This is a genomic window from Flectobacillus sp. BAB-3569 (assembly GCF_002270355.1).
In the GTDB taxonomy this organism is placed as follows: domain Bacteria; phylum Bacteroidota; class Bacteroidia; order Cytophagales; family Spirosomataceae; genus Flectobacillus; species Flectobacillus roseus.
Window position 1 is genome coordinate 56,931 of the sequence record NZ_NJFZ01000016.1, and the last position, 23,567, is coordinate 80,497.

18 protein-coding genes are annotated in these 23,567 nt (G+C 38.6%); 5 read left to right on the top strand and 13 right to left on the bottom strand.

Features of this window, described 5'->3' with window-relative positions:
* Window positions 1–6: 6 nt before the first annotated feature.
* On the bottom strand, window positions 7–3,288 hold the full coding sequence (locus tag BWI92_RS15660) for an efflux RND transporter permease subunit (protein WP_095164202.1): 3,282 nt from the start codon (window positions 3,286–3,288) through the stop codon (window positions 7–9).
* Between the two features lie 4 nt (window positions 3,289–3,292).
* Window positions 3,293–4,684, bottom strand: a complete 1,392-nt coding sequence (locus tag BWI92_RS15665; RefSeq protein ID WP_095164203.1) for a TolC family protein — start codon at window positions 4,682–4,684, stop codon at window positions 3,293–3,295.
* A gap of 328 nt (window positions 4,685–5,012) precedes the next feature.
* Between BWI92_RS15665 and BWI92_RS15670 the strand changes: the two genes are divergently transcribed.
* The 5 genes from BWI92_RS15670 to BWI92_RS15685 all read left to right on the top strand — a co-directional run bounded on the left by BWI92_RS15670 (window position 5,013) and on the right by BWI92_RS15685 (window position 8,635).
* Window positions 5,013–5,498 (top strand): response regulator transcription factor, encoded by a 486-nt coding sequence (locus BWI92_RS15670; protein WP_310588910.1) that lies wholly within the window; start codon window positions 5,013–5,015, stop codon window positions 5,496–5,498.
* Window positions 5,499–5,530: 32 nt separating this feature from the next.
* Window positions 5,531–5,695 (top strand): helix-turn-helix domain-containing protein, encoded by a 165-nt coding sequence (locus BWI92_RS28700; RefSeq protein WP_310588914.1) that lies wholly within the window; start codon window positions 5,531–5,533, stop codon window positions 5,693–5,695.
* Between the two features lie 232 nt (window positions 5,696–5,927).
* Window positions 5,928–7,166 (top strand): HAMP domain-containing sensor histidine kinase, encoded by a 1,239-nt coding sequence (locus BWI92_RS15675; protein ID WP_141234804.1) that lies wholly within the window; start codon window positions 5,928–5,930, stop codon window positions 7,164–7,166.
* Between the two features lie 112 nt (window positions 7,167–7,278).
* Complete coding sequence (locus BWI92_RS15680; RefSeq protein WP_229363196.1) at window positions 7,279–8,040, top strand: chromate resistance protein ChrB domain-containing protein; 762 nt, start codon at window positions 7,279–7,281, stop codon at window positions 8,038–8,040.
* Window positions 8,041–8,113: 73 nt separating this feature from the next.
* A complete protein-coding gene (locus BWI92_RS15685) occupies window positions 8,114–8,635 on the top strand; it encodes a hypothetical protein (protein WP_095164205.1) in 522 nt (173 codons plus the stop codon).
* Between the two features lie 195 nt (window positions 8,636–8,830).
* Here the strand turns inward: BWI92_RS15685 and BWI92_RS15690 are convergent, their stop codons facing one another.
* From BWI92_RS15690 to BWI92_RS15740, 11 genes are all read right to left on the bottom strand, one after another.
* A complete protein-coding gene (locus tag BWI92_RS15690) occupies window positions 8,831–9,103 on the bottom strand; it encodes a hypothetical protein (protein ID WP_141234805.1) in 273 nt (90 codons plus the stop codon).
* Window positions 9,104–9,117: 14 nt separating this feature from the next.
* Window positions 9,118–9,468 carry a YdcF family protein gene (locus tag BWI92_RS15695; protein ID WP_095164207.1) on the bottom strand — a complete coding sequence of 117 codons (351 nt, stop codon included), beginning with the start codon at window positions 9,466–9,468 and terminating at the stop codon, window positions 9,118–9,120.
* 339 nt (window positions 9,469–9,807) lie between these two features.
* A complete protein-coding gene (locus BWI92_RS15700; RefSeq protein ID WP_217903420.1) occupies window positions 9,808–10,491 on the bottom strand; it encodes a GDSL-type esterase/lipase family protein in 684 nt (227 codons plus the stop codon).
* 142 nt (window positions 10,492–10,633) lie between these two features.
* A complete protein-coding gene (locus BWI92_RS15705; RefSeq protein WP_176464443.1) occupies window positions 10,634–12,175 on the bottom strand; it encodes a sialate O-acetylesterase in 1,542 nt (513 codons plus the stop codon).
* Between the two features lie 63 nt (window positions 12,176–12,238).
* A complete protein-coding gene (locus tag BWI92_RS15710; protein WP_095164209.1) occupies window positions 12,239–13,393 on the bottom strand; it encodes an exo-alpha-sialidase in 1,155 nt (384 codons plus the stop codon).
* Window positions 13,394–13,423: 30 nt separating this feature from the next.
* Window positions 13,424–14,620, bottom strand: coding sequence for an AGE family epimerase/isomerase (locus tag BWI92_RS15715; protein ID WP_217903421.1), 1,197 nt, complete (start codon window positions 14,618–14,620; stop codon window positions 13,424–13,426).
* Window positions 14,621–14,722: 102 nt separating this feature from the next.
* Complete coding sequence (locus BWI92_RS15720; RefSeq protein WP_095164210.1) at window positions 14,723–15,943, bottom strand: MFS transporter; 1,221 nt, start codon at window positions 15,941–15,943, stop codon at window positions 14,723–14,725.
* 356 nt (window positions 15,944–16,299) lie between these two features.
* Window positions 16,300–17,442 (bottom strand): hypothetical protein, encoded by a 1,143-nt coding sequence (locus tag BWI92_RS15725; protein ID WP_095164211.1) that lies wholly within the window; start codon window positions 17,440–17,442, stop codon window positions 16,300–16,302.
* Window positions 17,443–17,445: 3 nt separating this feature from the next.
* Window positions 17,446–18,375 carry a dihydrodipicolinate synthase family protein gene (locus BWI92_RS15730; RefSeq protein WP_095164212.1) on the bottom strand — a complete coding sequence of 310 codons (930 nt, stop codon included), beginning with the start codon at window positions 18,373–18,375 and terminating at the stop codon, window positions 17,446–17,448.
* Between the two features lie 116 nt (window positions 18,376–18,491).
* Window positions 18,492–20,027, bottom strand: coding sequence for a SusD family outer membrane lipoprotein NanU (nanU, locus tag BWI92_RS15735; RefSeq protein WP_095164213.1), 1,536 nt, complete (start codon window positions 20,025–20,027; stop codon window positions 18,492–18,494).
* An 18-nt stretch (window positions 20,028–20,045) separates the two neighbouring features.
* Entirely contained in the window at window positions 20,046–23,318 is a 3,273-nt protein-coding gene (locus BWI92_RS15740) for a TonB-dependent receptor (RefSeq protein WP_095164214.1), read from the bottom strand.
* Window positions 23,319–23,567: the final 249 nt, after the last annotated feature.

Below are 23,567 nucleotides of genomic sequence, written 5' to 3' on the forward strand. Positions count from 1 at the left end.
GGAATCTTATTTTGATTGATAGATAGTCGAGATAAAATGCTTACTTTCTTCATCTTCAGGATCTAGTGAAACAGATTCTGTGGAAGTTTTTTCTTGGAACCAAGCAAAAACCAATGGTAAAAATACCAAGGCAGCAAAAGTAGAAGCCAATAGTCCTCCAATTACGGCACGTGCAAGAGGTGAGGTTTGATCTCCCCCTTCGCCCAAGCCCGAAGCCATCGGAATCATACCTACCACCATCGCAACACTGGTCATCAAGATCGGACGAAGACGCAAAGAGGCCGCCTCACGTGCAGACTTGAGCGCATTACCGCTATGTTTGCGAAGTTGCTCGGCATTGGTAATCATCAATACGGCATTGGCGATTGATACCCCGACCGACATAATGATTCCCATGTAGGATTGCAAGTTCAGCGTCGAGCGAGTCATTACTAACATGAGTAATGCCCCTAAAATTACCGCAGGAACCGTTGTAAGCACCACAAAAGATACTTTAAATGACTGGAAATTAGCGGCTAACATCAAGAAAATCACTACAATGGCGACTAACAAACCCGACTGCAAGCTATCTAGGGTTTCGGTCAATACTTTACTCAAACCAATTGGCTCAATTGTCAAACCACGAGGAAGTTCTCCAAGAGAATCTAAGGCTTTAGTTACGCCAGTTGTGGCTGTACCCAAGTCGGTTTTGTATAAATTAGCAGTAACCGAAATTACTGGAACCGCCCCTAAGTTGTCATTTTCGCCATACGTTTTACTTGTCGTAATGGTAGCCACATCGCTCAATACAGGTCGACTAGCGTTTCTAGTAATAGGAATTTCACTGATATCCTGAATGCTTTTTAGTTGATTTTCAGGAATTTGTACTTGAACGCTGTAGGTCTGGTTCGATTTTTCATCTATCCAAACACTTTTATCTGTATAACGCGATGACGAAGTTGAAGCGGTAATCGAACGAGAGATTTCAGCAATATCAATACCCAATTGTGCCGCACGAACACGGTCGATAGAAATATTAATAGCAGGATAATTGGTCGATTGACCGATTTGGACATCTCTCAAATAAGGCAACTCATTCAATTTCTCTACAACCTTTTTGGCATATTCCTCATTGTTTTTCTTATTTCTTCCTGAAATACGAACCTCAATTGGCGTTGGCGAACCTTGACTCAAAATCTTGTCTGTCAACTCGATAGGCTCAAAAGACAATTGAATATCGGGTACTTTTGCTTTTACTTTTTCACGAAGTTCTTCTTTTAAATCTTCTAAATTTGCTTTGTAATGCTCCTCCAATTGTACTTGTAATACCGCTTCATGTGGTCCGCTCATAAACAAATAAATAGGACTTGTAGAAAATAACCCAGGGTGTTGTCCCACAAAAGCCGAAGTAATAGAAATGTTTTCTCGACCTACCATTTGTTCTAAAATACCCACTGTCTGAATCAGTTTTTGCTCTGTTCGCTCAATACGTGTTCCCTCTTTGGCACGAATACGTACCTGAAACTGACCACCGTTGGCTCTTGGCAATACATCACGACCAATATTTTTGAGTAAAAAGAACGCTGCCACACTCGCTAGTATCAGATAGGTAACTACAACTAATTTGCGATGCGGTAATAGTCTATCCAGAAAAATCATAAAGTGAGCTTTGAATCGGTCGAACACTCCTAGTTTAGTAGGTTTTGGTTTAGGCTCTACTAATACTTTTTTCTGATTCAAAGTATCCTTTTCTGACTCAGGACTTAAACCTGACATTTGAAATTCCTCATCTTCTGTGATAGGATGACCCGCTTGTTTGGCGTGAGCTTTGGCATGACCTTTCATCATCCAGTTGGCCATAATTGGTACAAAAGTTTGAGAAAGTAAGAACGAAATCAACATCGAGAAACCAATCGCTAAAGATAGAGGCAAAAACAAAGCACCTGGAATACCTTTCATGGTAAAGGCAGGTGCAAAAACGGCCAAAATACAAAAGAGAATCAACAATTTAGGAAAAGCGATTTCCTTACAAGCATCCCAAATCGCCAAGGCTTTGGGTTTGCCCATATCAAAATGCTGGTGAATATTCTCAATCGTTACGGTTGATTCATCTACCAAAATACCAATTGCTAATGATAAACCGCTCAATGTCATGATATTGATGGTTTGTCCGCTCAAATACAAGAATAAAATTCCTGAAATAATCGAGGTCGGAATGGTCATAATCACAATCATTGCACCACGGGTATCTCCCAAGAAAAGCAATACCATCAAACCCGTCAAAACTGCACCAATCGCCCCTTCGCTCATCAAGCTTTTTACGGCATTCATTACATAGACGCTCTGGTCAAATTCGTAAGACAATTGTACATCTTCAGGTAATTGACTTTTGAATTTGGGAAGATTCTTTTTCAAATCTTGGACTACATCCCAAGTCGATGCATCGGCCGTTTTAGTAATAGCCATATACACAGAGCGTTTACCATTGACTAGTGCGTAACTGGAAGTAATATCGGCAGCATCTTCCACTTTTGCCACATCACGCAAATACAAGTTGGCAACCCCTCCTTTGAAAATAGGAATATCCTGAAAATCTTCAATCTTTTTAATGGTTGTATTCACTGGCGTGATATAATTGACATCGCCAATACGAACGTTTCCAGAAGGTGATGTTTGGTTGTTGAGTCGAATAGCTTCAACAATTTGGTCGGGTGTAATATTGTGTGCGCGCATCAACTCAGGATCTGCTTTGATTACGACTGTTCGGATATTACCTCCAAATGGTGGTGGCGCCATCAAACCTGGGATTGAAGTAAATGACGAACGAATATAGGTATTTGCCAAGTCGAGCAGTTCGTTATTAGAACGAACTTTACTACTCAATACTAATTGACCCACTGGCAAAGTTGAGGCATCAAAACGCAAAATAAAAGGAGGTTGAGAGCCAGGAGGAAATATGGCTTGCGCACGGTTACTAAACGCTGATACTTCGGCGGCAGCTTGCGCCATATTAGTACCTTGATAAAAGGTTAGTTTCATCAAGGTAAGTCCTTGAATGTTTTTGGTTTCGATACTTTTTACCCCCGAAACATACAACAATAAGTTGACATACTGCTTACCAAAAAAAGCCTCCATTTGTGTTGGAGTGTACCCTCCAAAAGGGTGCGAAATATAAATAACAGGCAAGTTCATATCTGGAAAAATATCCACTTTAATATTGCGGACTGCATTTATTCCAAAAAAGACCATACCTGCCACCAATACCAAAATAGTAATGGGTTTGCGTAGGGCTGTTCTAATTAAATTCATACAATTATCTAGCTTGTTTCATGAGTAAATCAGCATCACCAGAACTGGCGGCTTTGAGCAATAGGGCTTGCCAAACATTGGCATAAGCTACATTGATATTGGTTTCGGCTCTGTTCAATACAAATAGCGCTTGGGTAAGGTCGATGATATTCGACAAACCGTTTTTGTATAATAATGCCTTTTGATTATAAGCAGTACGAGCAGCTTCTAACTGAATCGGTGCTTCGTGAAAACTTGCTAAGGCATTTTGGATACGCTGATCCGCCAAAACTACCTGATTTTGTAGTTGCAAACTCATTTGTTCATACTCATAGCGCAGGCCTTCTCGTAATAACTTTTGTGCCTCTATTTGCTTATTGATTTTGGTTGGAGCCATAAAATTCCAGAATATTCCCGCTCCCACTAAAAAGTTACTCCTAGTAGGTCCAATTCCACCGAAGTAAGAGCCGTCAATATGATGGTTATCAGGAGTATAGTCATTTTTAAAACCTGAACCTTTAGTCTGAAAAGCGCCAAAAAGGTTTACCGTAGGAAGCTTATTTCTTTCAAATAAAACTTGTTGTTTTTCGGCTAAAGTAATTCTTGAAGCATACCACTGAAGGGTTGGATTTTGCTCGATAGATTGAGCAGTTTCCAAGCTTTTAGGAATACTGATAAAGTATAAACTGTCTAAATCAAAAGCTTGTGGAGATTTATTAAGAAACTGTGCTAACTGTGCATTTGCCTGAATTTCAAGATTTTTAGCATCAATAATTCCCTGACGAGCATTAGAGACTTCGGCATTGGCAATAGATGAATCAACCCCTGCATTCAAACCATTTTTGGCGCGTGCTTTTACGACATCTTGTAAAGCTGTTACACGTTTGAAATTGGCCTGACTGACTTCCACAAACTTTTGTGCCGCCAGCACATTAAAATAAGCCGCACCGATTTTCATACTGTGCGCAAATTTTTCTTGAAGTACATCTAATGAATCACGCGCTACCTGCGATTTTGCCAAATCGAGGGTAGCATCCAAACGTCCAAAAGAATAAGCCTCCCAGTTGATATTGGTGGCATAAAGCGCCCCAAAAGCGGTGTTCCAGTTTTGGGAGGCTGAATTTGGACCCGCTGCCGCTATTCCTACGCCTTTATACGAGTACAAAGGACCAAATTGTCCATTGGCTGTTCCGTAGTTTTGTTGAATGGCGGTGTTTACATCAGGCAAAAATTGTCTTCTGGCATTTTCAACCATAGCAGTTGAAGCACCCTGATAACTCTTTTTGGCCTTGATAGAATTGTAGTTTTGCAAACCCGTTTGGATAGCTTCCGAAAGAGTAAATACTGGTTTTTGTGCAAAAGCAGGCCGAAGCAAGCAAAAGCAACACAAAAACATGAACAAGGGTTTTAGAGACATAGTTTTATGAGAAATTAAAGACTTTGGTATCTTTGCCACAAAGCCTCATATCATTAGTAATTGTTGAGAAAATGGACGAATTAACGCTTGATTAATTCAAATTTTCAGCAAGATTTTGAGGAGATTTTGAAGTTTCAACAAAATTGAACAGTTTTTATGTTGTATCCTGTTCTATAGTACCAATATGATACAATAATTGTAGTATTTTAAGAAGAATGAATTTGATTCGTTAAAGGAAAAGGATAAAATCAAGAAAATATTGAGGCGATTTAAAAACTTTACAGTTCTTCAAATTTGCTTCAAAAAGAATTTTCTATTTTAGGCACTTATGAAAATATTAATCGTAGAAGACCATCCTGAACTGGCTCAAAATATTTTCCAGTTTCTCAGCAAAGAAGGCATTGTATGTGAACTTTGTGCCACTGCCCAACAAGCCGAAGACCGCTTGCTGGGTTTTGAATATGACTGTATTGTGTTAGACATTATGTTGCCCGACGGCAATGGTTTAGATATCCTTCGTTTTATCAAACGGAATAAGATCCAGAGTTGTGTATTGATTATTTCTGCCAAAAATTCTTTAGATGATAAAATCACTGGATTAGAAATTGGAGCGGACGATTATCTTACAAAACCCTTCCATTTATCGGAGTTATTAGCCAGATTACGAGCACTTTATCGTAGAAATCATTTGGGAGGCGACAACGTGGTAACTTTCAATGAAATAACCATTAATACCACTACCTACGAAGTACAAGTCAATCAACAAACCTTAGACTTGACCAAAAAGGAGTTTGATTTATTAGTGTATTTTTAGCGAATAAAAATAGAGTCATCACTCGTCAGTCTATTGCAGAGCATCTTTGGGGAGATTATACAGATACTTTATCTAATTTTGATTTTGTTTACCAACATGTAAAAAATCTGAGAAAAAAGATTAGCAATTTTGATGGAAACGATTATATTTCAACGGTTTATGGTCTTGGATATAAATTTGACACAAATGCAAAATAGAATGTACGAGTGGGCTTTAGGCTGTAAGCCGTAGGCATTAAGCATAATGCTCATTAAAGGCAAGAAGATGGGTAAAATTAAATTTTCAGCAAAAAAACATTTTAAAACTATCTGCCTAATGCCTCCTGCCTGATAACTCACGTATTACACAATCCTTTTTGTTGCTACGAAACATTATGAAACTCATTAATAAATTCACTTCTTGGTATTTAGGTATTTCGGCCTTTGTTTTTTGGTCGGAGGGATACTGACTTTTTACAGTTTTGAATCTCATATCGAAATAGCTCAAGCGAAAGAACAAGAAAAACTTTTACACCATATTTGTCAAAAAATCGAAAATGGCGTCCCTTATGAAAAGCTCGTAAGAGAACAATTGCATATTGCTGAAATTCCCTACAATTCTCCTGTTAAAAAAGTCACGCTATCCGATACTTTGGCGTGGAGTCCTCAATTACAACGTATTGACCGTCAGATAAAAGCCTCGGCATCGTACAAAATCAATGGGCATCATTATGATATTTCGGTATACAATATGATGATTAATACCGACGATGTCACCAAAGTGGTGTTTGAGTCGATGGCGGGTATTTTCCTATTGCTAATTGTACTTTTATGGGTTTTTATCAGGTTGGGTTCCGAAAGAATTTTAGCACCTTTTCATAATACTTTAGATGAAATACATCGCTTTTCATTGAAAAACAAACAAGCAATTCACCTTCCCGAAACTAGCATTAATGAGTTTAATCGTTTGAATCATTTTCTGGAAAAAATGATGAATAAAGCGATTTGTGACTATAATTCTCTGAAGGAGTTTTCTGAAAATGCTTCTCACGAGTTACAAACGCCTTTGGCAATTATTCAAGGAAAACTAGAATTGCTCATGCAATCGCCCATTAGTGATGAACAAGCAGGTTTAATTTTATCCTCCCTCAATGCGCTCGACAAGCTCAACAAAACCAACCAATCGTTGATTTTATTGACAAAACTCGAAAATCAAGAATATGAAAGTATCGAAGAAATCAACTTTTCGCAATTAGTCAATGAAACACTGGAAGGCTTTGAAGAACTTTTAGAGATGAAATCTATTACGCTTCAAAAGCAAATTGAACCGCATATTTCGCTCAGACTTCATCCTGTATTGGCTTCTATTCTTTTGAATAATCTATTTAGCAATGCCATCCGTCACAATATTTGTAATGGAACAATATCCGTAACCTTGACTCCCAAAAAACTTTATATTGAAAACACAGGAAAAGCCCCAAGTATGCCAACCGAAGAGCTTTTCAGACGATTTAAGAAAGAAAACCCTGACTCCATTGGTTTAGGATTATCTATTGTCAAGCAAATTTGCGAGTTACATTTTTTTGAAATCACTTACAAATACATCGACTATCGCCATGCATTTGTGGTATGTTTCAAAAATGCCAAAACTCAAAAAGAAGCTGAATATATGGAAGTGGCATCATCTTAAATTGCACTATTACTTACTTTTAAGAAAAAGTCTTGAATAAAAAATGAAGTGGATTACCCGTGAAAGACCCAAAATAGATAGAATAGCTTGTCCATGACTTATCAAAAAATACATTGATGCCGATGCTGAATTTTTATTTGTTCCATCGGATAAAGTCCTAGAAATAGCTCATTTACAAGATGCTATCCCATTTGACATACCTCGTGTAGAACTTTCACACCGAGGGAAATACTGTACTTTCGATACGCTTCTCAAAAAGTATAAACTAAACGATCCTGCGCTTAAAATCATGGCACCGATTATTCGTGGTGCCGATACTGACCGTCACGATTTTTCGCCATACTCGGCAGGACTATGGGCGATTTCGTCGGGTTTATCCTATAATATTTTGGATGACCATCAATTACTAGCCCAAGGAGCAATCATTTACGATGCGTTGTATGCATGGGCGAGTCATTTGCAAAAGGCCAAACATGTACAAAGTAGCGTGGAACGTATCTTAGTGGGCTTGTCGGCGGAAGGAAATTTGATGAACGAAAATACACCCAACTGGGTACTCGACCTCAAACATCTCTTACAAGATTATATCGATGCCGATTTAAGCTTTTCACTTAGCGATATTTCGAGAGAACTCGACCTCAATCCAACCTATCTTTCAAGGGAGTTTCCCAAATACTTTGACAATATGTCCTACGGAGAATATATCCGTAAGTTACGAGTCGAAAAAGCAAAAGACTTATTGGTCAGTACCAATTATAAATTAACCCAGATAGCCTATTTATCAGGGTTTTCGGATCAAAGTCATTTTACTAAAACTTTCAAGGAAATCATGGGAGAAAGTCCCTCAAATTATAGAAAAACAGCAAAAAAGTAAAATTTATACCAAAGGTAATAATAGTACTATTTAGGGAAAGATTCGGGTAAGAATTTTGTAGAAAAAACATTTTATGCAAAACAATTACTCTCTCTTTTTATATTTGAGCTTATTAATTTTTACGATTCAACCTACTGTATCATTGGCTCAAACTCCAAGTAATAGCTATCCTAAAGTAGTAGGATATGCAGGACTAGTACATCCACTCCTTACATTTGACTCGCAAGGTAGTACGGGAAACTTTGGCTCGGTGTACACTGTTGGAATGCCCGTAGGTATCAATATCCTAAAATCTGACCACATTGGAGCTAGTTTAGAGTTTGTGCCCTTTGTAAGAAGCGATGCCAGTCAGACTCGTGTGAGTAATTTTTTATTTCATCCCGGCATTATGTTTCGATTCAAACACGTATTTACCTTTGTTGGTCGTGCGGCGTTCGAAACTTCTGGAAGACTAGGGTTTACGCCCGTTTTCAATAAGGTTATTAAAAAAGGAAAAGATACCAATTATTTTATCGCTATTCCCTTGCCCGTTCGTTTTGGTAACGACAAACCAACCTCAGTAGGTATTGCCTTTCAGTTTGGTATAGGGTTTTAAACAGGAGTCATCCAGAATTTTGAAGATTGGAATTATTCTTCAAGTTTTTATCAAAAAAGCGATCGAAAAATATTTTCCGACCGCTTTTTTGATGCTATTATGCTCGATATAACTTGGCTTGAGACAAAGTCATTACGTCTTTCCTAATTTTCCCATAATCACTCAATTCGGGATGACTCATGTTTGGTAAAATTCTTACCCAACATGATCAATAACAAACCGATTATATCCTTTATCAACCAGCTCTACATACGCTTCCCAAACATCCGCTGGTACTTGTTCTGTTATCTGAAAGCCTAATTGTCCATATACTTTTATGCGTTGCAAATCGCCTACAATCAGGTGAATAAAGGTTTCCTTATCGTCTACCAAATCTACATACTCATCATAAGTCAGTGGTTCGGCTGAGGTCGACCATTCTACCTCAGGCCACTGTTGAGAAGCGGTATTATAAGCTCGGCGAGTCATGTAAGGTTTGGCAATCAACAGGCCTTCACGATGTGGTAAGCCATGTTGTTCAATGATTTTTTGGAAAAAAGAATGTTTTCACCTGTGTTAGAGGCATTTTCTTCCAAATAGATTTTCTCGGCTGGTACACCTAAATCTATCATAACTTTGGAAAATGTATGTGCTTCTGTCTGCGTCCAAATTTCATTGGTAATCTTTCCCAAACCTCCTGAAACAACGATGTTGCTTACAGGATTTTCTAAAAAATACTCAGCCGCAAACTTCGGTACTCGCAAATCGCTACTACCCAATACCAAGATAAAATCGGGATGTTGTGGAGCACAACGTTTGTTTAGGTAGTTATAAATTTTCTCTTCGGGCAACATAAGGATTAGTGCTGAATTGTGAGTTGTAAATTGTGAATAAGTATGAAAACGTTATTAGTTAATAGTCTATTGGTTATTTGAAGGTATTCATAATCAAAAGGTTAAAGTCTAATTTCCTAGCTCTCTCAAGTTTAAGAACTTGGAACGCCAGATAAAAAGCAGTCTCCGACTGCGACCTTGCTCAAACTGAATACACTAAAATATTCAACCTTTGCTATTGGCTTTTTTGGTTATGCAGTCGGAGACTGCACTTGATTTATTGTTCCAAGTTATTAAACTTGAAACAGCAAGGCCTGTTGCCTTATGCCTTCAAAAAAACTTAAATCTTATTCTGCACGATTAATTAAGATCCTTTTCAATCACTTTTTTCCATGCCAAATACCCCTCTCCCAACAAATGAAGCCCATCATTAGTGAACTTAGGGTTCATTCGACCTGTTTCGTCTACCAAACTTGTATATACATCGAGATACACAAATGGCAGTGAATCGCTTAGATTTTTCAAAGATTGATTTACTTGAATGATTTCAGCCTTTTTACTAGTATGTCCTCCAAATTTCTTGAAAGATTCATTCACAGGAAAAATACTTTGTACAAAAATCTGCGTTTTAGGCGATGCTTCATGCAAAATTGCCACAATCTGACGAATATTTTTGACCACACTGTCTGGCGAAATTCCTCTAGCCAAATCATTGGTTCCTATTAACAAAAACACCTTAGCTGGCTTTCTTTCAGCTACTTCATCGATTCTGTTCAATACTCCTGCGCTAATATCGCCATTGATACCTCTGTTTTTAATATGAGGATTTTGAAACATTTCAGCCCATTCTCCACCGTCGGTAATACTATTGCCCAACATAATGATATCTTTAGAAGTTTTAGGCAAAACTTTAAAAAGAGCTACTCTTTGATGGTAATAGGTTGAAAATAAAGAATCTGGAAAACGATACTTTACTTGTTGAGCCTGTGCCATAAAGGCAAAAAATAGGCCGAATACACAGCCTATTGCAAATCTGATTTTCATAGATGATATGTTATAGACAAAAGGCACAGAGTTGCAAAGGCACTAAGGCACAAAGTGCTATTAATAAAACCTTTAGCAAGACTATTTGTCGCAATTCATTTCTGTTTGAGTATAAATATGTTTTTTTATCGTAAAATCCGTTTTAAAAATTCCCATTCAATTCTATTTTAAACGGCATCAATGGTAAATTAGCCTCGTTGACAATATTACATTTTGGATTAGGAAGCCATGCATAATTGATTTGGGCAACCTGTTTATCCGAAGGCAAGGTAAGGATTATTTTATCAGAAAAGAGCGTTATTTTTTCAGGATAAAAGAAAGATACTTCTGTTCCTCCTAGATTAAATCCTTGCAAGATAAAGCCTTTGGGATTTAATCCATCACTGGTTTGCAGTTGTCTGGAAAAGTCAAAACTAAGTTCAAGAGTATTTCCTTTTTGCTGATATTCTTTAAAAATAGGCCCTGAATAATCAAGAGGTAACTGATAGGTTTTACCCAAAGCTAATAGACTCAGTCGCTCGCCAATAGGCTTTTTGTCAGTCGGGTGAACATCCAAGGAATCCCCTGTATCAATACTCACTATCATACCGACATTGTTGATTTTTTGACTCAACTCAAACTGACTTGCACGAAAAGCAGGCCAGCCAGAACGATTAGCAATGGCAGGAAGCTGGACTGTATAAATAGGAAAATCACCTTGATTCCATGTTTTTCGCCAGCTTTTTACCAAAGTCTCAAACAAAGGGTTATGAATTTCGGGATGTGTGGCATTGGATTCACCCTGATACCAAATCACGCCTTTGATGGCAAAGGGTGCTAAAGGTTTTATGCCATTATTAAACAAAAAAGAACCTGCAAATGGATGTAAAAACTTACGATTGGGCGTAGCATCGTGTAACGTAAGAGCCAAATTTTCATTACTTCGTTCCAATACCCAAGGATGAATATCTTGGGCTTTTTGTAACCAATCTTTATCCACAAACTGCTGTAATTGAGGATGCGAAGCCAAACTTGCCGAATCGATATAAGCTTGGGTAGTAGTACCGCCAACGGCATTACAAATGAGCCCAATTGGTACATTGAGCTTTTGCTGTAATTGTTTACCAAAATAATAACCCACCGCCGAAAACTTAGCAGCCGTTTCGGATGTACATACTTGCCAGCTCGTAGGCTCATAAAACTTACCTGCTTGCAACTCAGACAAAAGACTATCACTAAATACCACCTTCGCCAAGGGACGAGCCTTTGCACGAGGGGTCATACGAAATAATCGAATTTGAGTATTATTCGCTTGCGATATTTCTTGTTTGGCATTTTTGGTTTGTTCCAAACGAAATTCCATGTTGGACTGCCCAGCACAAAGCCACACTTCCCCCACTAGAATATTTTGAAAAACTAGACGCTGTTTTTGGGAGGTAACCAGCAATTGAAAAGGTCCTCCTGCGGTATGAGCAGGCATATTGATTTTCCAATGACCATTCTTATCTGTTTTAGTTTTTAGTGAAAATCCATCAAACGAAACTTGCACCTCACAACCTCGACATGATTTTCCCCAAACAGGAATAGCCATTTTCTGCTGCAAAACCATGTTATCGCTAAAAATAGCGGGTAATTCAAGCTGTGCTTGCGCCAATTGACTCAAGCACAGCAATTTGCCTAGAAGTGTAAAAAGATATTTTTTCATGATTGTTATTCGAAAAATGGCAAAACTGTAAACATCCATTTCATGGGATTTTGCCAATCGCTCTTACTTCCATGACACTGTATGAAAAATGATTTGTTTGTAGTTGTCTTTTTCGTACAAAATCCCAATTTGATTTTTCCCCACTGGCACAATATCCGAATAGGCAGCATTGTCGCGTGTAAGTCCTGCCTCAGCTTTGTCGATAACCCAATTTTTCACCCACGTTTTTCCCTCGTCATAGCTGATTCTTAAAGTAAGGTTATCTCTATTTTTTGTATCTGCGGCATTACAAAAAACAAGAATCGTCTTTTTACCTTCTGTAAAACTCAGAATACTTCCTTGGCATACAGGATCAGGGAGGTTTGGATCAAAATAGGTATCGTGCCAATGTTGTCCGCCATCGTTACTAATCGCTACAATTCGCTGGCGAATATCTCCTTTTTGATTACGAGCATTAAACATCAATTTATTGCCTGACAATGGCGCTGCTGTAGCCTCATTGCCTCCTGCGATGTTGATGGTTTCGCTCAAATGAAAAGTTTTTCCGTGGTCATCACTATAAAATCCATGGGCAAAATAATCCACAAAATGTGCTTGCGGCTCGCCCTGTGAGTGATTAGCTGCCACAAAGATGCGACCTTTGTATTTGCCTTTCAAAAACTGCGTAGCATGCCCAGGTGTATTGGCATACGAACGCCAATCTTCTTTAAACTGATAGGCTGGATTAATCTTTGGTTGGTTGGGTCTATGCACTTGTGTGGTGATATTCTGGGGCTTTGACCATGTGTGTCCTGCATCTATGGATGTCACAAACCAAACTTCTCTGATACCATGTCCTTTACGAATTTCTCCTTCATGATTATTTCCAGTATTGTAAAAAAGGAAGATACGCCCTTGTGGATATTTGGGGTCGGTAAGGTCAACGACTGGCGCAGGATTACCCGCCTGAAGAGAATCATAATTGATGGCAACTTCGATATTGCCCCATGTTTTTCCTTGATCTTTGCTACGCTTCAGGACAATATTAATATCTCCAAAATCGCCACTTCCGTTGACTCTCCCCTCGGCAAAAGCCAATAATTCGCCCGCAGGTAAACTGATTATGGCAGGTATTCTAAAAGATTTATGCCCCTCTTGTCCTGAGGTAAAAACAGGTACTTGTGCCCACAATTGGCTTGTCAACAAGACATTCAGGATGATTCCTAGTATTTTTTTCATAGTTATAGTTAAATATCTAAAGCTGATGTTCTATCCTCTTTTTTCTAAAAACTCATTCAAAATTTTATAACAATACCATTCTTGGCGAGGTAAATGAAAAGGGCCTTTAAATAGATTACCTTTGGCAGTTTGAGCAAGGCTTCCATCACGGTGTAAATACCCATACCATTCACCATTAATAGGGTCATGAAAGTGCTTATAGGCATAGTTATGCACCATTTGATGCCACTGGGCGTATTTTTCATTTCCTGTCATCAAATAGGCCAATAAAGTGGCGATAATGGTTTCGTTATGTGGCCACCAAAACTTCATATCTTGCCAGTATTCCTGTACAGGTTTGTCGTAAACATCTCTAAAATACAAAATGCCCCCGTGTTCTTTATCCCAACCTCTTTCCCACATATAATCGAGCATTTTACAGCCTAATTCAATCAAATGAGGATCATTGTTGCGATATTGGGCTTCGTGCAAAATAAACCAAGCCCCTTCAATCGCATGCCCAGGATTGAGGGTACGTCCGTCGATATGATCAATAATACTGCCATCGAGCGCCACACTTTCCATTACACAGCGAATATCATCTTTGACAAAATACTGTTCTATTTCCTGAATCCAAGTTTCAATCCAAACATCACAGCGCTCATCACCAATGGTTTCACGAAGTTGTTGGGCGGTATTCATCATAATCATGGGCACACCGATTGCTCGTGTTGGGCGTGTGTTCGTAAACTTTGCTGGTAGTAAGGTTGGATTGGTAGCGTATTCCAAACATTTGCCAAATAACTCACGAGCTTTTTGAGCCGCAAACTCATCACCCGATGCTTTAGCATAGGCAGCGTGAGCAATTACAGCAAAAGTTTCAGAGAAATAATAACGACGTTTTCTAATACCTTCTCCTTGTCGAGTTACATGAAAAAACATTTGTCCGTCGGTATCAAAGCAATGTTTATTCAGAAAATCTATCCCATTTTTGGCACCATTGAGCCACATTTCATTTTCGCCAAAGGTATTTACCAACGTCGAAAGTGTCCAAGCTGCTCGTCCCTGAATCCAAACGGCTTTATCGTCGTCGATAAGCGAGCCATCTTGGTCTCTCATGAGCAGATAACCGCCATATTCCCAATCTATACTTCGAGGAAACCAAAAGGGTATGGTATCTTCTAGTAGTTGTTTTTTATAAAAATCTCTTAATGAGGTAAGTCGTTCGATGTTCATTTTGGATTGCATATTTTTTAGAAATTGAAAGAAAAGGGAGAGCCCTTGCCTTGATGAAGCATGTACACATCAGGTAAATAATCGCTCTTCCCTTTGTCCATAACTATCCAATTTTCACTTTGAGGTTTTGGGCTTTATTAATGCTAGAAAAATCCCTAAGGCGATAAAAACTAAGCCTCCCAGACTCGCTAAATCATATCCTAGATTGCCTTGGTCGGTAGATTTCCCTAAAATATTGGTAATCAATGCCCCTGCAAATACCCCACACATATTCATAAGTCCGTAAGCAGCACCACGTTGTTTTTCGGAAACGATTTGACAAAGAATGGGCATATTATTGGCATCGAACATGCCATATCCTAATCCAAAACAGATAGCAGCTCCTACCAAATGCCAAACTTCCGTACCAAAACCGAGCAAAAACAAGGCAGGAATCGTGAGCCCCAAACCAATGGTACTTACAAAAATTCGTCCTCGAATATGTGTTTGTATCCATCGGTCAGATAAATATCCACCAGCAAGAACTCCAACCAAAGAGGAAAAAGCCATGGTGATGGTAGACAGCGGACCTGCCTGAGCCATATCTATTTTTAGACTTTGGGAAAAAAGTGTAGGTAGCCAATTTTTGATACCCCAGCCCGACAGACTAGGAATCGTGAAATAGAGCAATAGCAAGATAAAGGCAGTATTGCCAAAAAGGCTTTTCAAATTAGTAACTATTTGGTTTTCTGGTACTTCAATTGCATTCTCTTCTTCTTTTTTTCGATTTTCTTTTAATAAAATCATGAGTAAAAGAGCGTATCCAACCCCTACAAAACCAAATAATTGAAAAGTGGCTTGCCATGAAAATGATGCTGCAATAGTTGCCCCGAACCCTCCGAGCGACTGCCCTATATATAAGCCTGTCATGTGGATACCAATGGCTATTGAACGACTTTTAGAATCATGATAATCGGCAATTAGCGACAAGGCGGCAGGAATATACAGCGATTCGCTAAAGCCCATCAATGCCCGAAGAGCCAACAGTTGAGTAAAATTTTGAGCAAAACCCATCAATAATGTCACAGCAGACCATATAAACAAACTACTGACAATAATCCATTTGCGGTTGATACGGTCGGCAGCGAGTCCAGAGATAGGACTCATAAGCCCATATATCCAAAGAAAAATGGCCATTAATTGCCCAAAATTTGCAGCAGTCTGAAGCTCAACAATCGACACCTGCATACTTGCTTTCATGGTCGAAAGCATCTGTCGGTCGAGGTAATTGAGCAATGCCACCACCCAAAGTAGCGCTACAACAAGCCATTTATAGTTTTTGGAATTAAATAACATTTTGATTGGTGATTTTGGATTTTAGATTGCGGATATCAACCTCAGTATTGTTTTTTGTGAAAAACTGAACAAACGAATTAAGTATAAGTGCTGAGTTTTTAGTTTACAGTCTTGATTATCAATATTTTAAATTTAAAGCCATTGCTGTCCGAAGGTTTTTATTTTGTTCGAAAGAGTTCTTATTTATTGTTTTTTTGGGGTGTAGGTGCAACCCTTGCGGTTGCCATTTTGAATGAGGTAACTGCAAGAGTTACCGCTACACCAATTTAATTTTAATGATAAAGCTCAACTCTCTTACAACCTATTTTAGGCAAGGACAAAGGACAATTCACAATTCATAACTCATCATTAAAACCCTATTTTATTTCTCCTACTAATATTTCTACACTTCTTACGCCTGCTTTTATTTCACCTGAGGGAATGATGACTTTGTTGTCCCAAATAATAGCCGTAGTGGTTACAGGTACAGCAAAAGGAATTTTACCAAGCTTTTTCCATGTATTTTTCTGGGAATCAAAAAGTAATATTTCTCGACTAAAACCTGGGTGATTAACTTGTAGATGATTCTTTTGGGCAGTAAGTTTAGCCTTTTTCTCAGGGTCAGATTCTTGGGCAATTTGTGCCAACAAAATCTCTACCTTATGAAAAGTTTCGCCTTTATCACCGCCAAATAATATACATTGATGCTTACTCGCCGCCACGCCAGTTCCTGCCGAAATAGCATAAGGTAAAGATTTTTGTGTAGCCCAGACTTTTTTATTATCATCAAAAGCATAACAAGAATTATAGAAATCACTAATGCCGTTGGCTTGCCTTTGGCGTCCGCCAACTAGATATAATTGATGGTTGAGATTAAACAGTAAAGCATGCGAAAGGCTCACAGGAAGTTCCGTAACGAGTTGCCAACCAAGTGATATATGTTTCAAATCCAATTTGAGTAACTGATTCGAAACACCAGTTTTGGTTTCGCCACCCGCCAAGTATATATCCGAATCATGAACAATGGTGGCTGCCGCATTACTAATTCCTTGTGGTAAATCAGGTAAAGATTCTATTACTGGTTGTTCTTCCCGTGGATTCCATTTAAGGATAAAAACCTCTTTTCGATAACCTTCTTGGTCTTCGCCACCGATACAAATCAGCCCTTGTGCAGACTGAACAGTGGTTGTATAAGCCATTTTTTGAGGCAATCGAAACGTCTGAAAATGCCAGAAAAATGCCTTGTTAGGATCTCTGTGTAATACATAAATGTCATCGAAATACTTCTTTTTTCCACCCTCCCAAGGCAAAGCATCTTCAAAATTAGCTCCACCTGCTATCATCAACACATTTTGAGATACGCCAACGATTGGACCAGCCAAGCCTGCTTGTTTGGTATGTCCATTGGCCACTGGCAATGAATGCAATACCGACCACTGAAGTTGAGGTGGCACGTCGTTCGACATATCATTGGTATATCCTATGCAAGAAATAATCGTAGACATAAGTAAATTTTTCATAGTTTAAGCGTGCATTTTTGAACAAAATACAGAGAAATTCAATGCTTCGACATCTTTCTTGAAAAGTTCGAATTGAGTATCTGTCATATTTCTAACGGGTAGTCTAAACGTTCCGCAGTCTAAATCAACCAATTTCATATAGGCTTTTCCTGTTGCGATTCCCCCATATTTGCCCAACAAACGAATCACTTCGATAGATTGCATTTGTAAAGCTCTGGCTTTGGGTAAATCATTTTTTTCAAAAGCCTCTATCATATCATGGTACAGAGGCGCGGCATAATTGAAAGTACTTCCCACAGCACCCTTGGCTCCTAAACTCAAAGCTGCCAGCATATTTTCATCACGCCCCCAAAGCATATCATATTTCTTATTTTGAAATTCTAAACACGACTGATAATCCATGAAATCCTCGTGGGTATATTTGATTCCTGCAAAATTGGGCACTTTTCCATCTATGGCTTTCAACAAATCATACATGGCAAAGTTAACGCCAGTCAACACAGGAATATGATAATAGTAAAAAGGCATATCGGGCACCACAGAAGCTACTTCCTGACAAGCCTCTGCAAGCTTTTCTACCGAATTTGGTTTAAAATAAAATGGCGAAGTAAACGAAATAGCATACAAGCCTAATTCTTGAGCAAATAGCGCTAGTTCTTTACAATCGGCAATACTTGTACCACCCAAAAAGAGCATTACTTTAAAATCTGGATCACCTACTGTTGCCTTTGCCCAAGCTTGAGCAACCGCTCGTTTTTCGGTATGCGTCAACGAAACTCCTTCGCCAGTTGAGCCACAAATAAAGGCACCTGTCACACCATTAGATTTGAGCAAATGGTAATATTCTTCAATTAATTCCAGATGCAAACTTCCATCTGAGTACATTGGAGTAAAAGGCGCAGCAATAAGTCCTTCAAGATGAGCTATTTTCATATTATTATTTATTTTTGGGACAATGAATCAAAGGCATAGAGGTACAAAGTTTTACACAAAAATCTTCTTCACTTGTACCTCTATAATTGCCTATATTTTAGTTTTCTTAATTCAAATTAAAAACTTGGATATCCTGCTGTTTGTACCAACGAACGGTTATTAGTCAGAGAGTTTCGGTCGATCGGCCATAGCACTTTGTAGGCTTCATTGCTTGATAAAGTCGTATTGGCAAAAACATAGCTATTGCCAAATCTACGAAGGTCATACCAACGTTTTCCTTCAAAAATAAACTCAAACAATCGTTCATCTAATATAGCATTTTTAGGGTCTTTATCTCTTGCTTGATTCGGATATCCGTATTTACTAGCCACATAATTAGCCCCAAAAGCTCTTGCACGCACCTGATTGATTTCGGCTGATGGGTCTTGACCTAATAGTATTTTAGCCTCGGCAGTAAGCAATAGCAAATCAGCAAAACGATAAATAGGATAATCGTTGGTATATATACGTGAGCCTGCATTTTGCTCGCCTTGGAATTTATTGGTAAAACAACCTACCAACTCAAAACCTGTGCTACGCTTTTCAAAAGCTGGCTGAATCGAAGACAAGCGACGAGTATCGGCTTCATCAAACTTTTTGAATGTGGCAATACGCACAGGAGCACGTAATAAGCCACTCCAGTTATCGGTATTTACATTGAACTGGCGAGAGCCATTCAAGTCATAAAAGTTTGCAATCAAACCTGTTTGCGGAACAAAGCTACTCGATACAAAACCCATACTTGCTTCATTCAATACATAGCGAATGGCAAAAATGATTTCGTTATTACCTTTATTATTTGAGGCAAAAACATTACTAAAACTTGGTAACAGCGTAAGATTGGGGATATTAGTTCTGATTTCGTTCAAAGCATTCAATGCCGTAGTGGCATCGGCTACACCACCACCTCGCTGACTATTCCATAATGACACTTCTGCTTTGAGCATCAATGAAGCGGCTTTTGACCAATAGCCTTTGTTATTTCTGAAAGAATAATCACTACCAAAACTAGCAATAGATTTATCAATATCTGATTTTATCAAATCCATCACTGCCGATTCTGGAGAAGCCTCTTTCGCCAAGTTGGCAATATCAATCGACAATACTGGCTCAGTCTGAATCACTACGTTACCCCATGTACGATACAAATGAAAGTAGTAATAGGCTCGCATGCCGTAGGCTATCCCCAAGTAGTAATTCTTGTTGGTAGTACTTACGATATTGGTCGTATTTAACTTACTAATCAACAAATTTAACTGCACAATATTGGTATAAAATCCGCCAAAATTGCTCACGCCCGAGTTGTCCAAATCGAGGGTATGTTGCCACATTCTTTCTAAACCTTGTGTGGCCTCACCCGTGAAAGTACTGGCACTATTAGCCTCAGTACCAAATATATCCGAGCGCATTTCGCCCAATGCTTGAATATTGGCATTATGACTTCTCAGTCTTGAATGAACTCCCGAAACAAAAGCGTCGAATTGGTCGGCTGTTTTCCAGTAGTTGGCATCACTGATGCTACTGATAGGTGCTAGGTCGAGACTTGTATTACAAGCGGTCAATCCCAATCCTATCGCTATTCCTAAAAAGGTTATCTTAAATATCTTTTTCATAAATCGGTTTCTTTAATATTAAAATGACACTTGTACTCCCATCACAACAGTTCTTGGTGTTGGATACGTACCCGAATAGATTCCTCCTGAAGCTGGCTCTGGCGAAGGACCGCTAAACTTAGTGATATAGAAAAGATTATTGAAGTTGGCGTAAATACGAGCTTGAGAGAATAGTTTATTTACTATGGTACTTTTTGGCAAATCATAAGAAAGCGTAATTTCACGACAAGCTAAGTAATCCCCTTTTTCATAAAATCTTGAATTGTTTCCATTCAAAACTGCTCCAGCATTGTTAGCTCTTGTATAGTTTTTCTTTCCTGCTGGTGCACCTACTTGGTCGGCATAATATACTTTGGGAATATCCGTATCCGTATTGGTTGGCGACCAAGCATTTTTCTGCAATTCGAGATAGTTGAAAGTACCCTGATAGTTACCCAATGTACGAGCCACAAGGTCATTATAAATCGTATGTCCTAAAGCAAAATCAAATCTGGTGAAGAGTGAAAAACGTTTGTAAGACAAGGTAGAAGTAAAGCCTCCGATGACATTCGGGTTAACATTTCCCAAATACACTTGGTCACGAGAGTCGATGATATTGTTGTTATCTACATCGAGCCAATTGACATCTCCTGGGGCAATTTTATTAGTCATCGTTGTCGATGGACCGCCAATTCCTGCAACATTATCAACTCTATTACCTGCAATACGAGCTACTTCTTCATCATTTTTGAAAATAGAAACCTGTTTGTATCCATAAATAGCACCTAAGGGCTGACCTTCTTGCAAACCGCCTACCCACACGACTTTTCCTTGTGCAGGGTCATACACTTGCAATCCGCCTTGACGATTATTTTCATTACCGTTGTATGGAAGCTGTAAAATTTTGTTGGCAACGAACGAAACATTACCACCAACATTCCAAACTAATCCATTTGGTTTTTGTAGAATTGTAGCATTTAAGGTTAATTCTAAACCAGTATTTTGGAAAGTGCCCAAATTAGTACGCACTGAGCTGTATCCTGTATAACTAGGTAGTGTTAAATTGGTCAACAAATCACTGGTACGACGGTCATAATAATCCACCATCAAGCTGATACGATTTTTGAGTAAACCAAGGTCTACACCAACGTCCAAAGTAGTACTTTTCTCCCAGCGCAAGCCAGAGTTAATAATGCTTGTACTCAAAAAGCCCAAATTGGTATTGTAATTTCCTTGCGAACCATAAACTCCTTGCACTTCATAATTACCAATACCTGCAACGTTACCATTTACTCCGTAACTAAATCTTGGTTTTACTGAACTCACATAATCACTCAAACTACTATTTTTGAAAAATTCCTCTTTGTGTAAATTCCAACCTGCCGACATCCCCGGAAAAATACCAAATCGATTATCCGAAGCCAAACTTGAAATACCATCTCTTCTTACCACAAAATTCAACAAATAGCGTTCATCAAAATCATAGTTCAAACGACCAAATTGTGAGAAAATACGATATTCATCTTTGTAAGAATAATTACTTCCAGCAGCAAAAGTGGTCGACGCATTAGCAGTTTCAATATCATCTGTTGGTGCATTTTGGCCTAAAACTTGCATTTCAAAAGTTTTTTGTTTGAAGTATTCCGTACCAATCATGGCAGTCAAATGATGCTTATCTCCAAGATTTTTCTGGTAATTCAAAATCGCATTGTATTGCTGTTGGAACGAACGAGAGAATAGCGATGACGCATTTCTAGTAGTATTGCTATACGAGACAGGGTTGGTATACAAGTTTGTATAGTTTTGAGTGGCTAAACTAAATGAGTTGTTCAGTGACTCAAACAAATATGCATTACCTGATACCTTCAAGTACAAATCTTTGGTAATATCATACTTAGCCGAAGCATTAACTGTAATACGATTTACCTCATTTTCACGCTTTGTTTTCTGTAACCAATATAGCGGATTTCCATCTGTAACTCCATTGCCAGGGTTTGGCTGGGTTTTCAAAGAATCTAGCCATGGATTCATGGTTGGCCAAATTGCTAAACTTCTGTATAGAGTATTCGCTTCAGAACCAAGCGTTCCGATTTGGGACGAAGTCGAAAACGTTGCCCCTGTCGAAATTTCTAAATTTGGTTTTACTTTGTAAGAGCCATTCAAATTCCCTGTGTAGCGCTTGTAGTCAGAACCAACAATTACGCCTTGTTCATTGTAATAATCAAAACTAGCAAAGTACTTTCCTTTATCATTGCCACCCTCTACGCTCAGGTAATGGTCTTGCGTATAGGTATTTCTAAAAACCAAATTCTCAATTTCGCCACCATGATCTTTGTATAAAATTGAACCACCGTAAGGGTCATCCATCGATTGCCAACCTTGCGCTAGCAAACCAGCATTGGCAGGCGTATTGGCACGAATATCAAATAAGCCTAAATTGGCAGCATCCGTCAATAAGCCGTATCCACGAGTGGCATTAACTTGCGCTAATGTTCTACCTGAGTTCAAATTTCCCAAACGATTGTAATAGATATAATCACGAGCATTCATGTACTTATATCCTTGTCGATTTTGGTTGTAACCCAAGGTAAACTTGTAATTCACTCTTGCCACACCTGCTTTTCCTTGTTTCGTTGTAATCAAAATTACCCCATTGTTGGCTCTTGCACCATAAATGGCCGTTGAAGCAGCATCCTTCAAAAGTTCCATCGATTCAATATCGTCTGGAGCAATGTCGTTAAGTGCTCTAATCACTCCATCAACCACAACCAACGGCGCTCCTGGGCTATTGATTGAGGCGCCCCCACGAAGTAAAATGGTAGGTGCGGCACCTGGCGTTCCCGATCGGTTGATGACTTGTAAGCCTGCCAAAGACCCTTGTAAAGCTGTCCCAAGGTTAGCTCTTGGGGCATTCGCCAATATGTCTTTTTCAAGTTTTCCAATCGAACTCGTAATATTTCGTCTCGATTGTGTGCCATAACCTACCACAACTACTTCTCCCAAAGAAGTAACATCTGAACGCAACTGAATGCTCAAATTGGTTGCAGTTCCTATTTTGATTTCCTCCTTGATATATCCCACATAGCTAATCACCAAAATATCTCCCTCAGATGCAGCAAGACTAAACTCGCCTTTTTCATTGGTACTAGCACCTTGTGTTTTTCCTTTTAAGAGAATCGAAACACCCGGTAAGGCCTCGCCATTTTCTAAGGCGGTAATTTTTCCGCTCACTTTTTTGCTTTGCCCCCATGAAACAAATGTCCACAGAATGCAAATCATGAGTAAACCCACTCGCTGATAAATGTTTTTCATAATATAGTTTAGTTAATGTATTATGTATTACATAACAAAGGTATAGAGTGGCAATCTACTTTTGCAAATTTTTAGTAACATTTTTATAAAATATTTTATTTTAGTAGTAAATACCTATTAAAACAACATTCTAAAGCCCTATTTATAAGTATTTTTATATTTAACATGTAATACTTATTTAGGATACAATAAATATTTCTTGTTACAAATAGATATTCTAGAGTAAAAAATAGTTTTCATGTTAGACAA